This window comes from Dorea sp. AM13-35 (assembly GCF_003473885.1).
GTDB lineage: Bacteria > Bacillota > Clostridia > Lachnospirales > Lachnospiraceae > Dorea_D > Dorea_D hominis.
Window position 1 is genome coordinate 76,660 of the sequence record NZ_QUCZ01000001.1, and the last position, 14,524, is coordinate 91,183.

Here is a 14,524-nt window from a genome sequence, read left to right on the forward strand (position 1 = left end):
ATTTTTTGCACAATTAAGAAATACTGGAAAGAAAGGGTGGAGGAAACAGTATGGTAAATCAAGTGAAATTAAGTCAGATTGTAGAGCGGTTTGACCTAAAGAATCTGACTCCGGATGTAGATTATACAAAAACAGGAGTTTCCGTTCCGGATGTAAACCGTCCGGCATTGCAGCTTACTGGATTTTTCGAACATTTTGCATCAGAACGTGTGCAGATTATCGGATATGTAGAATACACATATCTTGAGAATATAGAAGAAGAGAAAAAAGAGAAAATCTATGACATGTTATTGTCTTATGAGATTCCGTGTATTGTATACTGCCGTGGTTTAAAACCGGAACCAATGCTTCTTGAGAAAGCAAATAAGGCAAATATTCCGGTATTTTCTACAGGGGTCAATACATCTACATTTACGGCTGAGATCATCCGCTGGTTAAATGTAGAACTGGCGCCTTGCATTTCGATTCATGGTGTACTTGTTGATGTATATGGTGTCGGTGTGCTGATCATGGGAGAGAGTGGAATCGGTAAGAGTGAGGCGGCGCTTGAGCTGATCAAGCGTGGACATCGTCTTGTAAGCGATGACGTTGTAGAAATCCGCAAGGTCAGTGATGATACACTGGTAGGTAAGGCGCCGGATATTACGAGACATTTTATTGAGTTAAGAGGAATCGGCATTGTAGATGTGAAGATGCTGTTTGGTGTACAGAGTGTAAGAGAGACACAGAATATCGATCTTGTTATCACATTAGAAGATTGGAATCGTGATAAAGAATATGACAGACTGGGACTGGAAGAAGAATATACAGAATTTCTTGGCAATAAAGTTGTATGTCATCAGTTACCGATCCGTCCGGGACGTAATCTCGCTATCATTGTTGAGACTGCGGCAATCAACCACAGACAGAAAAGTATGGGATATAATGCTGCACAGGAATTATACAAACGTGTGCAGGAAAATATGGCTAAGAAACAGGGAGAATAATCATGAAATATTGTTTTGGTGTAGATATTGGCGGAACAACTGTGAAGATGGGATTGTTCCAGATCGATGGTGTACTTCTGGAAAAATGGGAGATTCCATCCCACACAGAAAACGAAGGCGCTGCGATCCTTCCGGATGTTGCCGCTTCTATAGAGGAACTTTGTGAGAAAAAGAAGATTGCAAAGGATCAGATCGAAGGAGTAGGAATCGGTGTTCCGGCTCCGGTGACGGAAGTGGGTATTGTACAGAATACAGCGAATCTCGGATGGGGTTATAAGGAAGTTAAAAAAGAAATGGAAGAGCTGACCGGTCTGAAAGTCAGACTGGGAAATGATGCCAATGTAGCAGCCCTTGGCGAGATGTGGCTTGGGGCTGGAAAAGGTGAGAAGAATATCGTCATGGTTACGCTGGGAACAGGTGTAGGCGGTGGCGTAATCCTGGAAGGACATCCTCTGGTTGGTACGAATGGTGCCGGTGGGGAGATCGGTCATATCTGTGTGAATGAAACAGAGACAGAAACCTGTGGCTGTGGAAAAAAAGGATGCCTGGAGCAGTATGCTTCCGCTACAGGTATTGCAAGACTTGCAGCACTGCGTCTCGCAAAGGATGCAAAGTCCAGCCTGTTACGCAGTCAGGAACATGTAGATGCAAAAGCAGTATTTGATGCATTAAAGGCACAGGATGAAATTGCAGAAGAGATTGTAGAAGAATTTGGAAAATATCTTGGACATGCACTTGCTAACATTGCAGTTGTTGTTGATCCGGCAGTAATCGTAATTGGTGGAGGTGTATCAAAGGCAGGAGAGATCCTTCTTGACTATATTGTCAAGAACTACAGAGCAAATGCATTCTTTGCAAATCAGGATGTACAGTTTAAACTTGCAGAATTAGGAAATGATGCAGGAATATGCGGAGCTGCAAAACTAATCCTTGACTAAAATTGCAGAATTAAAATTGCAGAGATTATAAAATAAAAAAATAGCTGAGCAAATGAAAAAGCATTCGGTTCTACAAACCCAATGCTTTTTTACTATTCATTTATTGATGATTAATTACCATGTCCGCCGGTGCCGCCACCAGTGCCGCCACCAGTGTTGTCACCGGAGTTACCACCAGTATCACCACCGGAGTTACCGCCAGTATTGCCACCAGTGTTGCCACCGGTATTACCGCCAGAGTTGCCACCAGAGTTACCGCCAGAGTTGCCACCAGAGTTACCGCCAGAGTTGCCACCAGAGTTACCGCCAGAGTTGCCACCAGTGTTGCCACCGGAGTTGCCGCCAGAGTTACCGCCAGTATTACCGCCAGAGTTGTTGCCGGTATTACCATTGTTCGTATCACCGGTGTTACCGTTATTGCTGTTATTATCATTGTTATAATTGGATCCACTGTCGTAGCTGGAATGTCCCGGACAGGTCTCTGTAGGTACGGTGTCTTCCGTGAAGTATTCTGTCTCGGTCGGACATCCAGAACGCGGAAGCTTACCAGTAATGCTACAGACAGATACTTTTTCCAGTCCTGCGTTTGTATCAAAATCTTTTGATTCAAGATTCTCATGGATACGGCTCATAATTCCTTTCCAGAGACGGAAACGAAAGCTTGTGTCATAGCCGCATTCCTTGTTGTCATCATATCCACCCCATACTGCACAGGTGTAATAAGGAGTGAAGCCACAGAACCATAAGTCCTTGTTGGAAGTTGTTGTACCGGTTTTACCGGCAGTTGCCATATTGTCTAATTGGCAGGAACGTCCTGTACCTTCTTTAACAACACTTTGTAATGCGCTTGTAAGAAGAGAAGCAGTGCTTTCTTTGACTGCTCTGTGGGATGAACCCGGATTCTCTAACAGAACATTCCCATCATGATCTACGATTTTCGTGTAAAGGGTAGGTGTGTTATATTCACCGCCGTTAGCAATGGAAGCATATGCAGCGCAGAGCTGATAGTTGTAAACACCTTCTGTGATACCACCAAGTGCAAGTGTCTGGTTAACATCACTGAAAATTTTTCCGTTGATTTCTTTGTTCTTAACAAGTGTACTGATTCCAAATTTGTCTTTACAGTATTCATACCCCAGCTGTTGTGTGATCTCATCACTGACCTTGACTGCACAGACATTGATGGAATTGGCGATAGCAGTACGATAAGTAACAGTTCCTTTGTAAGAACGGCTGGCATTTCGCACGCTTTTGCCATTTTTATAACTGTAAGGCTCATCAACAACGGTAGAAGAAAGTGTCTTGCCACATGCATCAATTGCAGGTGCATAAGCTGCCAGAACCTTGAATGTAGATCCAGGCTGACGTTTTGCACCCTTGTAAGCACGGTTCAGACTGAGGCTGGAACCTTTGGCACCACGTCCGCCTACCATAGCTTTGATCTCGCCGTTGCTCTGATCCATCAGAGTAACGGAGGCCTGAGGCTGTGGAGTAATGTTCATTACTTCGTTATATTTGTCTCCTTTTTTGGCGATGGTCTTCTTCCATTCTTTTACCATACGCTTGGCTTCTTCTTTGCTGGAGTATAAAAGCCCCTGTGATTTGCCGTATTTCTTCTGGACGTATTTTTTTACATGGCCAGAGCTGTAATTCTTAACAGAACCGTCAGCACGGGTTACGGTAAGAGCATAATCCAGACCGTATTCCTTAAGTCCAGGATAGTTAGAGTCTTTGTTCATCTCTTCATCACAGATCTTCTGCATCTTTTTGTTTTGGGTAGAATAGATGCTTAAGCCGCCACTGTAGAGAGCATTGTATGCCTGTGCATCTGTGTATCCGAGCTGTTCTTTCAGATCGTGGATAACCTGGTCAGAAAGTGCATCTACAAAATAGCTGGCAGCGTTATTATTATCACTGTTTTTCTTGTTGGCTTTCTGAATACGTGCATAAACTTTGTCTTTCTTTGCCTTGTTATATTCTTTTTTTGAAATATAACCCTGTTCAAGCATGTTTTTCAGAACGTTGTCTCGTCTCTTGGCATTGGCATCCGGATGTGTTACCGGATTGTAGCCGGATGGATTCTGAGTGATCCCGGCAATAACCGCACATTCAGATAATGTAAGCTTGGACACATCTTTTCCAAAATAACGCATGGATGCGGACTGTACACCAAGACAGTTCTGTCCAAGGTTGATCGTATTCATATAACTTTCCAGAATCTCATTCTTGCTCATCTGCTTCTCAATCTGTAAAGCAAGATACTGCTCCTGGAACTTACGCTCTAATTTGTCTGCAAATGTCTTCTCGTCTACAAAGTTCGGGAAAACATTATTCTTGATGAGCTGCTGTGTCAGTGTACTGGCACCTTGTTCGGAACCGGTCAGTGTGGAAACTGCTGCACGGGCGATACCCTGTAAGTCGATACCATTATGTTTGTAAAAACGTTCATCCTCAATTGCAACAAATGCGTGAGCCAGATTATCCGGAATATCATCAATTGTTTTGTAAACACGGTTTGAACCGGAAGCTACAAAACGGTGTGTTTCCGTTTTACCGTCATCTGCATAAACAAAAGTTGTAAATCCCTGCGGTTTGACATCGGAAGGGGATACCTCAGGCGCATTGTTTATGATACGTTTTACAAATAATCCGCCGCCGATGATACCAATCACTCCGACCAGCACAATACAGAGTAGCAAAGCTTTGAACAGGCGGACGCCGACGCGTTTCCCTTGCATGGCAGATTTGGATGTTATTCGTTTCTGCTGCCTGGCAGCCTTTCTTTTACCATAATTCATGAGTTTTTGCCTCCTTCATACCACGTCATTATAGCAAAGATAGTCTTTGAAATAAAGAAAAAAATGAAAACTTCATATTTTGGTAGGAAAATCTTAAGAAATTCGGTATTATAATAAGTAAGTGTATTTTTCGGGTTGTTTTATCATGAGTGACTGCCTGATGTAAAAGGAAAGTATTATCAGCTCGTGCAGGAAAGAAAGGAACAAAAATAATGGCATTAGAATATAAAATTGTATATACCGGCGGTGAAGCCGAAATTGTAGAAAAGAAATCCCGTTTTATTGCAACTGTAAGTCCGGTGAAGACAGAAGAGGAAGCGCTTGCTTTTATCGAAGCCACAAAGAAAAAATACTGGAATGCCAGACACAATTGTTTTGCCTATATTGTTGGAGAGCAGCAGGAACTGATGCGGTGCAGTGATGATGGGGAGCCGAATGGTACAGCCGGTAAGCCGATGCTGGATGTGCTGACTGGTGCGGGACTTCATCAGGTTGTAGTAGTTGTTACAAGATATTTCGGAGGAACACTTCTTGGAACAGGAGGACTGGTACGGGCATATTCGTCTTCGGTGCAGGCAGGACTGGCTTCTTCCCAGATTGTAACCAGAATTTCAGGATCTAAACTTCAGATTACAACGGATTATACCGGACTTGGTAAAATCCAGTACATATTAGGAGAGAACGGAATTCAGATTCTGGATACGCAGTATACGGATCAGGTTGTGCTGGAAGTGCTACTGTCCGATGAGCAGCTGGCGCCGGTGCAGGCGGAGATTACAGAAGGAACTTCCGGGCAGGCAAAGATGGAAGTGGGAGAGGCATGTTTCTTTGCGGAAGTTGACGGAAAAGAGCAGGTGCTTGAGTAGTGGGAAAAGTTTCCTCGGTCATGGCTGTCGCCATGCATAGAAGTAGTGAAAGCAACGAGCAAGAACCTCGAAACCACCTGCGGTGTTTCCTCGGTCATGGCTGTCGCCATACATAAGAATAAGGGAAGCGGGTGGTAATGTGAACATTACCACCCGCTTCCCTTATTCTTATGTCTTGCTCGTAGCTTTATGAAAACTCTGGTTCTATCAATCCGAAAGAGCCGTTTTTGCGTTTGTAGACTACGTTGACTTCTTCGGTCTCTGCGTTGCAGAATACGTAGAAATCGTGTCCGAGCAGTTCCATCTGGATGCATGCATCTTCCGGATACATTGGTTTGATGCCGAATTTCTTTGTGCGGACGATCTTGATCTCGTCTTCATCTGTATTCTCTGCGGTATCGAAAAATTCCTGTTTAAAGTTGCCGCCTTCCTGCTGTCTGGCAACAAGTTTGTTCTTATATTTGCGAAGCTGGCGTTCAATAACCTCTTCGACAAGATCGATGGATACATACATGTCACTGCTGACTTGTTCGGAACGGATAATTGTACCTTTTACAGGGATTGTAACTTCAATTTTTTGATGTTCTTTCTGTACGCTTAAGGTTACGTGAATTTCCGTCTCTGGAGTGAAGTACCTTTCTAATTTTCCTAACTTACTTTCTACAGCTTGTTTTAAGCCTGGTGTTACATCGATGTTTTTTCCGATAATGATAAACTTCATGATGCTCAACTCCTTTTTGACATTTTTCAGATATATAAAATCTGACAATTTCTACACAGAAAGAAATATATCTGATATATTTAGTATAACATGTTTGTTGACTATTGTATAGCATGAATTACTTCAATTCTGGAAATTTTTCCATTATGCATTTTTGCAACACGAAGTCCGCAGTTTGAATAGTAGGCGCAGGCACCGACACCGATATCGGTTTCTCCTTTTTTCAGGCTTTCTTCCAGAATATCTCGAAGTGTGGCAGTATCTTCTTCGTAAGGAAGCGAGATACCCAGAAGTTTATTAGCAAGTTTTACTTTCGTCGTTGCGCGCAAAATAGTTTCGTTTGGAATATCAAATTCACAGAACAGATATTTCCTTGTTGCAAATAAAACAGCAATCGCACATACGCCGATCAGGCTAGAATAGCTGGAAGAGTGATCGATGATGATCTGTCTTGCAATCGCAAAGATCAGAACTTCAAATACAGTCGCCGGTGTATGATAATAAACCATGCGGATAAGCTCCACTCCGATGATCAGATTAAAACAGGTTTCCAGCAGATCGTCATAGTTTGGCCACGTATTCAGATCCGGAACATTGGCAAGTGATGTGGCGATCCGCACGCATAATAAAATAATACCGGCAGCCAGCATCAAAGCAATGAAAAGTTCCAGAATTTCGGTCAGTCGTTTTAAAAAATTGGCAATGATTGTTCGCATAAAATTCTCCTCTTAGTGTTTGCTGTATTTGGTAAACAGATAAGGATAAAAATAAATGATCCATAACAGCAGTATAAAATATTCGGCGGATTTTGCCAAGATAGAAGAGCCGAAAATAAAAGAGATGATGAGTTTTACGCAAAGTGTCAGTAGTATACCAATGATAAATTTCAAAATCTGACCCTTTCCGGAGCAGCTATCCGGCTGAAAGTCCAGATGTGTGCGTTCAAGATACCAGCCAAGGGCAAAACCCAATCCGGCTCCGGCAGCTTTGAAGCAGTCCATTGCGTATTTCAAAGCAATCATCTGTCCATGATATAAATACCATGCATAGCCGGCGAGAGCGAATGCGAGTATACCGAGCAGGACAGAAATCTGTGCGGTGCAAGTAGTAACATTTTCAAGTTTTGAACGGAAATGCCAGAAAACGGATGCAATGATAATGGACAGACCCATAGATACGAAAACATCCTTTGGTGTGTGACATCCGAGATACATTCTGGAAAAACCAACACATAAAAATGCGAGTATAAACAGTATTTTTGCCCATGCTTTTTTGGCACGGAGAGCTAACGGGAAGAAGAGACATGTAGCCCCTTGAGTATGTCCGCTTGGGAAGGAATATCCGGTGGCGGCAGGAATTGCACTTTTTACAGCTTTAAATTCTGGATCCAGAATCCACGGTCTTGGAATCCGGAAAGTGATCTTTAACGCCTGCACGCAGAATCCTGCTGTGAAATAAGTAAAGCCCAGATAATAAGCAAAGCGCTTATCCGCGCACCAGTACAGTGCGCAGATAACCGCTATGATTAATAGTTCCTGACCAAAATAAGTGACAAATTGCATGATTTCGTTGAAAAACGGTGTTCGAATATTTTCTAATTGCCACAAAAAGATCATGATCGATTCCCTCTTTTTCTCATCTTTGGATCCAGAATCTTTTTACGGATTCTTAAGTTTTTCGGAGTTACTTCCAGTAATTCGTCTGTGTCGATGAAGTCCAGTGCCTGCTCCAGACTTAATACTTTCGGAGGTGTCAGGCGAAGTGCTTCGTCTGCACTGGAGGAACGGGTATTGGTAAGATGTTTGGTCTTACATACATTGACTTCGATATCGTCTGTTTTTGCATTTTCTCCGATAACCATACCGGAATATACTTTTTCGCCGGCACCGATGAACAGCACACCGCGTTCCTGGGCACTGAACAGTCCGTAAGTTACAGATTCGCCTGTCTCAAATGCGATCAGAGAGCCCTGCTTACGGTAAGTGATGTCTCCCTTGTACGGAGCATAGCCGTCAAATGCAGTATTGATGATACCATTTCCTTTTGTATCTGTTAAGAATTCTCCACGGTATCCGATCAGACCACGTGCCGGAATACGGAATTCCAGACGGGTATATCCGCCACCGGTTGCACCCATGTTCTGCAGCTCACCTTTACGCTGGCTTAATTTGTCGATGACAGTTCCGGTAAATTCATCCGGCACATCGATATAAGCTGCCTCCATAGGCTCTAATAATTTACCTTTTTCGTCTTTCTTATAAAGAACTTCTGCTTTGCTAACTGCAAATTCATAACCTTCACGGCGCATGTTCTCAATTAGAACGGATAAATGAAGTTCGCCACGTCCGGATACTTTGAAGCTGTCCATGTTCTCGGTATCTTCTACACGAAGGCTGACATCTGTGTTCAGCTCGCGGAACAGACGATCACGTAAGTGACGGGAAGTAACGTATTTTCCCTCCTGTCCGGCAAACGGACTGTCGTTAACGATGAAGTTCATGGAAATCGTTGGCTCTGAAATCTTCTGGAACGGAATTGCGTTCGGAGCTTCCGGAGAACAGAGTGTATCACCGATGGAAATATCAGAAATACCTGAGATTGCAACGATAGATCCAATCGTAGCTTCTTTTACTTCTACTTTGTTCAGACCGTCAAATTCATAAAGTTTGCTGATTTTTACTTTTTCCTGTTTGTCAGGATCATGATGGTTTACAAGAACCATATCTTGATTTACACGGATTGTACCGTTATCAACTTTGCCGACACCGATTCTTCCGACATATTCATTGTAATCGATTGTACTGATCAGTACCTGCGTCGGAGCTTCCGGATCACCTTCCGGAGCCGGAATATACTCTAAGATTGTCTCAAAAAGAGGCTTCATATCTTTCTCTTCATCAGAGAGATCCAGAACTGCAACACCTGCTTTTGCAGAAGCGTAAACGAACGGACAGTCTAATTGTTCATCAGAAGCATCCAGATCCATGAACAGTTCAAGAACTTCGTCGATAACTTCATCCGGTCTTGCTTCCGGACGGTCGATCTTATTGATACATACGATAACCGGAAGTTCCAGTTCCAGTGCCTTTCTTAGAACGAATTTGGTCTGTGGCATAGCACCTTCAAATGCATCTACAACGAGGACAACACCGTTTACCATTTTTAAAACACGTTCTACCTCGCCACCAAAATCAGCATGCCCCGGTGTGTCGATAATGTTGATCTTTGTATTTTTATAATAGACTGCTGTGTTTTTGGAAAGGATTGTGATTCCACGCTCACGTTCAATATCGTTGGAATCCATAACACGTTCTTCCACTTCCTGATTTTCACGGAATACACCGCTTTGCTTCAATAATTCGTCAACCAATGTCGTTTTACCGTGATCGACATGGGCAATGATTGCTATATTACGTACATCTTCGCGTTTTGTCTTCATACGAACCTTCCTTTTCTCTTCCTATTAACATATAATTTTCCATTTTTCATTGTACAACTTTATTAGTTTATCATATTTTATAGAATTTACAAGTATTTAGTTCTAAAAGCATTCCGACTTTCATAGATTATGGTATGACTCAAAATACGATTCAGAGGAAGGAGAATGTAAAATTATGTCAGATAAGGTTATTGAAAACAATCAGGTAACAATTATGGGAGAAGTTGTATCAGGCTTTACATTCAGCCACGAAGTGTTCGGTGAGGGCTTTTATATGGTAGATGTTGATGTGAAGCGTCTGAGCAATTCCAAGGACCGGATACCGGTAATGGTATCGGAACGACTGGTCGATGTGAGCCAGGATTATGAAGGAGAATATCTGATGATCTGTGGACAGTTCCGCTCTTACAACCGCCATGAGGAACAGAAAAACAGACTTGTACTGTCCGTGTTCGCCAGAGAAGTTACATTTATTGAAGAAGAGCCGGATGGAGCGCGGACAAACAATATCTTGCTGGACGGCTATATCTGTAAACTGCCGGTATACCGTAAAACTCCGCTCGGAAGAGAAATTGCAGATCTTCTGCTTGCGGTGAACCGTCCATATGGAAAATCAGATTACATACCGTGTATCTGCTGGGGAAGAAATGCAAGATTTGCCTCTGCTTTTGAAGTGGGAGAGCATGTGCAGATCCTTGGAAGAATCCAGAGCCGGGAATATGTAAAGAAACTTTCAGAGACAGAAACTCAGAAACGCATAGCATATGAAGTTTCGGTAAGCAAACTGGAGTGTGTGGGAATTTGATGGAAAATGAGAGAAAATGACAAAATACCTGTAAAGGGGGAAAGAGTTTCATTGACATCATATTTGAATGGTGATAAAATTCTGTTAATAACGAAATGCAGTCAGGAGGATATGTATGTCTATTTTTACAGGTGCAGGTGTAGCCATCGTTACACCATTTAACAGCGACGAAACCATTAATTATAATAAACTTGATGAATTGCTTGATTATCATTGTACACACGGTACGGATGCGATCATTATCTGCGGAACGACCGGAGAATCTGCTACAATGACGGAAGAAGAGCATATGCAGTGTGTGAAATTTGCTATTGACCGTGTGAAAGGCAGAATCCCGGTAATTGCCGGAACTGGTTCTAATTGCACAAGAACAGCCATCGACATGTCAAAAGAGGCGGCAGATTATGGTGCAGATGGTCTGTTACTGGTAACACCTTATTATAATAAGGCAACACAGGCAGGACTGATCGGTCACTATACAGCAGTAGCCAAAGAAGCAAAAGCTCCGATTATCATGTACAGCGTTGCAAGCAGAACCGGATGCAATATTGAACCGGCAACGGTTGCAGAGCTTGTTAAGAATGTAGATAATATCGTAGCTGTAAAAGAAGCGTCTGGCAATATTTCACAGGTTGCGAAGATCATGGCTCTGACAGATGGAAATATTGATTTATATTCCGGTAATGATGACCAGATCGTGCCGATGTTGTCACTGGGAGCCAAAGGTGTTATTTCTGTGCTGTCTAATGTTGCGCCGCAGGAAACACATGATATTTGCGAGAAGTTCTTTAACGGAGATGTAAAAGGGAGTGCAGCACTTCAGCTGAAAGCACTGCCTCTTATTGAGCAACTGTTCTGTGAAGTGAACCCGATTCCGGTTAAGAAAGCAATGCAGCTTATGGGAGTTGAGTGTGGACCGCTTCGCATGCCGCTTACAGAGATCTCTAAAGAGCATGAACAGGCGCTGGCAAAAGCAATGAAAGATTTCGGAATTCAATTAGCATAAGATACATATTGTGCAGAATATGTGAAAAGGATATCATTGGTTGCTTACTGGCACCAGTTGTGATATCCTTTTTCTATGACAATCGTGGGAACATACAGGAGGAAATAAAATGGTACGAGCAATCATGCATGGATGCAATGGACATATGGGACAGGTAATTACGGGGCTTATTAAAGCCGACGAAGGAATCGAGCTTGTTGCAGGAATTGATAAATATACAGGAATCGCCAATGATTATCCGGTTTTTGAAAGCCTGGAAAAATGCGACGTGGAAGCAGATGTGATCATTGATTTTTCTAACGCGGCAGCAGCAGATGCTCTGCTTACATACTGCGAAGAGAAAAAAATGCCGGTTGTTCTCTGTACGACAGGTCTTTCAGAAGAACAACTTGCAAAGATTCCAGAAGCAGCAAAGAAAACAGCAGTTTTAAAATCTGCAAATATGTCTCTTGGTATCAATCTTCTGATGAAATTATTAAAAGAAGCAACCAAAGTTCTTGCACCGGCAGGATATGATATGGAGATTGTTGAAAAGCATCACAACCAGAAGCTGGACGCACCGAGCGGAACAGCAATTGCGCTTGCGGATTCTATGAATGAAGCAATGGATGAAGCATATCATTATGTATATGACAGAAGCCAGGAGCGTAAGAAACGTGATACAAAAGAGATTGGGATTTCAGCAGTCCGTGGCGGTACGATTGTAGGGGAACATGAAGTACTGTTTGCCGGAACTGATGAAGTAATAGAATTTAAGCATACAGCATATTCCAAGACAATCTTTGGAAAAGGTGCCGTGGAAGCTGCCAAATTTCTGGCAGGTAAACCGGCAGGGCTGTATGACATGTCGGATGTCATTCAGTTTTAATTATGGGAGGAGTTTATGAAAGAATTAAAAGAACGTTATCTGGAGAGACTTTCTGAGCTGTACCCGACCATCGCTAAGGCATCAACGGAGATTATTAATCTTCAGGCAATTTTGAATCTTCCGAAAGGAACCGAACATTTCCTGACGGATATTCACGGAGAATATGAGGCGTTTTCACATGTGCTGAAGAACGGCTCAGGTTCTGTGCGCCGTAAAATTGATGATGTATTTGGAAATACTTTGAGTAGCAGAGACAAACAATCTCTGGCTACTCTTATTTATTATCCAAAAGAAAAGATGGATCGGATCAGACAGACCGAAGAGAGTATGGAGGACTGGTACAAGATTACATTGTACCGGTTAATTGAAGTGTGTAAATGCGCAGCAAGCAAATACACAAGATCAAAAGTGCGAAAGGCACTGCCGAAAGAATTTGCTTATGTGATCGAGGAGCTGATCACGGTACGTCCGGAAGTTTCGGACAAAGAGTCGTATTATAACTCCATTGTAAGCACGATCATCGGAATTGGCAGAGCAGAACCTTTTATTGTGGCGCTTAGTGAGCTGATCCAGAGACTGACGGTGGATCACCTGCATATTGTAGGAGATATATATGACAGAGGTCCGGGACCACACATCATCATGGACAAATTAAAGAATTATCATTCCGTAGACATTCAGTGGGGGAATCATGATGTACTGTGGATGGGGGCAGCTGCCGGGCAGCGTGGCTGTATCGCAAATGTGATCCGTATCTGCGCAAGATATGGCAATCTGGATATTCTGGAGGATGGATATGGGATCAACCTGCTTCCGCTTGCGACATTTGCACTTCGGGTATATAAGGATGATCCGTGTGAATGTTTCAAATTAAAAGGAGAGCAGAATAGAGACATTAATGAAAAACAGCTTGAGATGCGGATGCACAAAGCAATGTCGGTTATTCAATTTAAAGTGGAAGGACAGATTATCAAAAAGAATCCGGGATTTCATCTGGAGGATCGAAATCTGTTAGACAAGATCGATTATGAACGTGGTGTTATAACTCTGGATGGAAAAGAATATGAGATGCTGGATATAAATTTTCCGACAATCGATCCGAAACATCCATATGCGCTCAGCAAAGACGAGGAAGAGATCATGTCGCGGCTTGAAAGTGCATTTCTAAACTGTGAGAAACTGCAGGATCATATGCGCTTTCTGTTGAACAAGGGTGGACTCTACAAAGTCTATAATGGAAATCTGCTCTATCATGGCTGTGTTCCGCTTAAAGAGGACGGAACATTGAAAAGTGTACGGCTGTACGGCAGATCCTACAAAGGAAAGAGTCTGTATGAAGTGCTGGAAAGCTATGCGCGAAAAGGATTTTATGCATTAAATAAGAAGGAAAAAGAGCGGGGAAAGGACATGATGTGGTATATCTGGTTGAGTGAAAATTCCCCATTGTTTGGAAAAGATAAAATGGCAACATTTGAACGTTATTTCCTTGCTGAAAAAGAGACGCATAAAGAAAAGAAAAACCCATATTATAATTTGCTTGAAAATGAAAAAGTAATCAATATGATTCTGAAAGAATTTGGACTGACCGAAGAGAGTGCACATATCATTAACGGGCATGTGCCGGTGAAAGCGATTACGGGAGAAAGCCCGATCAAATGTAACGGAAAAGTGCTTGTGATCGATGGCGGATTTTCCAGAGCCTATCAGAAACAGACCGGCATTGCAGGATATACGCTGATCTATAATTCTTACGGACTGATTCTTGCGGCGCATGAACCGTTTGAATCAACAGAAGCAGCGATTGAAAAAGAAAGCGACATCCATTCAGACAGCGTTGTTGTAAAACGTGTGCTGGAGAGAAAGCTGGTAGGAGATACGGATATAGGTCAGGAGTTAAAAGAACAGATTGAAGATCTGAAAATGCTTCTTCAGGCATACAGAAGCGGTGAGATTACAGAGCGTATGTAATGTGAAAACAATGCTGATTGTAAAACTGTGACATAGATGTAAAATAATCCCAGAATCGTGAAAGTATAGAATCTGCAAAAATGTAAATATTACATGATAACAAGTATTACTTGATAAATAGATAAATAT

Annotated in this window: 12 protein-coding genes; 7 read left to right on the top strand and 5 right to left on the bottom strand. The window is 42.5% G+C overall.

What is annotated here, in order from left to right; all coding sequences use genetic code 11:
• Nucleotides 1-50 precede the first annotated feature (50 nt).
• Entirely contained in the window at nucleotides 51-986 is a 936-nt protein-coding gene (hprK, locus tag DW152_RS00340; protein ID WP_118287724.1) for an HPr(Ser) kinase/phosphatase, read from the top strand.
• A 2-nt stretch (nucleotides 987-988) separates the two neighbouring features.
• Entirely contained in the window at nucleotides 989-1,924 is a 936-nt protein-coding gene (locus tag DW152_RS00345; protein WP_118287725.1) for an ROK family glucokinase, read from the top strand.
• Between the two features lie 110 nt (nucleotides 1,925-2,034).
• On the opposite strand, the gene DW152_RS00350 is transcribed toward DW152_RS00345, so the two are convergent.
• Nucleotides 2,035-4,722 carry a transglycosylase domain-containing protein gene (locus DW152_RS00350; RefSeq protein WP_118287726.1) on the bottom strand — a complete coding sequence of 896 codons (2,688 nt, stop codon included), beginning with the start codon at nucleotides 4,720-4,722 and terminating at the stop codon, nucleotides 2,035-2,037.
• Between the two features lie 212 nt (nucleotides 4,723-4,934).
• On the opposite strand from DW152_RS00350, the gene DW152_RS00355 reads away from it, so the two are divergent.
• On the top strand, nucleotides 4,935-5,588 hold the full coding sequence (locus tag DW152_RS00355; RefSeq protein ID WP_117538105.1) for a YigZ family protein: 654 nt from the start codon (nucleotides 4,935-4,937) through the stop codon (nucleotides 5,586-5,588).
• 187 nt (nucleotides 5,589-5,775) lie between these two features.
• Here DW152_RS00355 and hpf read toward each other — a convergent pair whose 3' ends face one another.
• The 4 genes from hpf to typA form a co-directional block, all read right to left on the bottom strand.
• Entirely contained in the window at nucleotides 5,776-6,309 is a 534-nt protein-coding gene (gene hpf, locus DW152_RS00360) for a ribosome hibernation-promoting factor, HPF/YfiA family (protein WP_021859555.1), read from the bottom strand.
• 101 nt (nucleotides 6,310-6,410) lie between these two features.
• On the bottom strand, nucleotides 6,411-7,025 hold the full coding sequence (locus tag DW152_RS00365; RefSeq protein ID WP_021859556.1) for a phosphate-starvation-inducible PsiE family protein: 615 nt from the start codon (nucleotides 7,023-7,025) through the stop codon (nucleotides 6,411-6,413).
• Between the two features lie 12 nt (nucleotides 7,026-7,037).
• Nucleotides 7,038-7,925 carry a phosphatase PAP2 family protein gene (locus tag DW152_RS00370; RefSeq protein WP_021859557.1) on the bottom strand — a complete coding sequence of 296 codons (888 nt, stop codon included), beginning with the start codon at nucleotides 7,923-7,925 and terminating at the stop codon, nucleotides 7,038-7,040.
• A complete protein-coding gene (gene typA, locus DW152_RS00375; RefSeq protein ID WP_021859558.1) occupies nucleotides 7,922-9,748 on the bottom strand; it encodes a translational GTPase TypA in 1,827 nt (608 codons plus the stop codon). The genes DW152_RS00370 and typA overlap by 4 nt, the downstream gene beginning before the upstream one ends.
• 175 nt (nucleotides 9,749-9,923) lie before the next feature.
• Between typA and DW152_RS00380 the strand changes: the two genes are divergently transcribed.
• The 4 genes from DW152_RS00380 (at nucleotide 9,924) to DW152_RS00395 (ending at nucleotide 14,395) form a co-directional block, all read left to right on the top strand.
• Nucleotides 9,924-10,553, top strand: a complete 630-nt coding sequence (locus DW152_RS00380) for a single-stranded DNA-binding protein (protein ID WP_118287727.1) — start codon at nucleotides 9,924-9,926, stop codon at nucleotides 10,551-10,553.
• A 115-nt stretch (nucleotides 10,554-10,668) separates the two neighbouring features.
• Nucleotides 10,669-11,559: a 4-hydroxy-tetrahydrodipicolinate synthase gene (dapA, locus tag DW152_RS00385; RefSeq protein ID WP_021859560.1), complete on the top strand. Its 891-nt coding sequence runs from the start codon at nucleotides 10,669-10,671 to the stop codon at nucleotides 11,557-11,559.
• A gap of 109 nt (nucleotides 11,560-11,668) precedes the next feature.
• A complete protein-coding gene (gene dapB, locus DW152_RS00390) occupies nucleotides 11,669-12,427 on the top strand; it encodes a 4-hydroxy-tetrahydrodipicolinate reductase (protein WP_021859561.1) in 759 nt (252 codons plus the stop codon).
• A gap of 15 nt (nucleotides 12,428-12,442) precedes the next feature.
• Entirely contained in the window at nucleotides 12,443-14,395 is a 1,953-nt protein-coding gene (locus DW152_RS00395) for a fructose-1,6-bisphosphatase (protein WP_118287728.1), read from the top strand.
• The last annotated feature ends 129 nt before the right edge of the window (nucleotides 14,396-14,524 follow it).

Coding starts and splice junctions, on each gene's coding strand:
- DW152_RS00345 (WP_118287725.1), top strand. CDS start 989: ATGAAATATTGTTTTGGTGTAGATATTGGCGGAACAACTGTGAAGATG.
- hpf (WP_021859555.1), bottom strand. CDS start 6,309: ATGAAGTTTATCATTATCGGAAAAAACATCGATGTAACACCAGGCTTA.
- DW152_RS00395 (WP_118287728.1), top strand. CDS start 12,443: ATGAAAGAATTAAAAGAACGTTATCTGGAGAGACTTTCTGAGCTGTAC.
- DW152_RS00365 (WP_021859556.1), bottom strand. CDS start 7,025: ATGCGAACAATCATTGCCAATTTTTTAAAACGACTGACCGAAATTCTG.
- DW152_RS00370 (WP_021859557.1), bottom strand. CDS start 7,925: ATGATCTTTTTGTGGCAATTAGAAAATATTCGAACACCGTTTTTCAAC.
- DW152_RS00355 (WP_117538105.1), top strand. CDS start 4,935: ATGGCATTAGAATATAAAATTGTATATACCGGCGGTGAAGCCGAAATT.
- dapA (WP_021859560.1), top strand. CDS start 10,669: ATGTCTATTTTTACAGGTGCAGGTGTAGCCATCGTTACACCATTTAAC.
- hprK (WP_118287724.1), top strand. CDS start 51: ATGGTAAATCAAGTGAAATTAAGTCAGATTGTAGAGCGGTTTGACCTA.
- DW152_RS00350 (WP_118287726.1), bottom strand. CDS start 4,722: ATGAATTATGGTAAAAGAAAGGCTGCCAGGCAGCAGAAACGAATAACA.
- dapB (WP_021859561.1), top strand. CDS start 11,669: ATGGTACGAGCAATCATGCATGGATGCAATGGACATATGGGACAGGTA.
- DW152_RS00380 (WP_118287727.1), top strand. CDS start 9,924: ATGTCAGATAAGGTTATTGAAAACAATCAGGTAACAATTATGGGAGAA.
- typA (WP_021859558.1), bottom strand. CDS start 9,748: ATGAAGACAAAACGCGAAGATGTACGTAATATAGCAATCATTGCCCAT.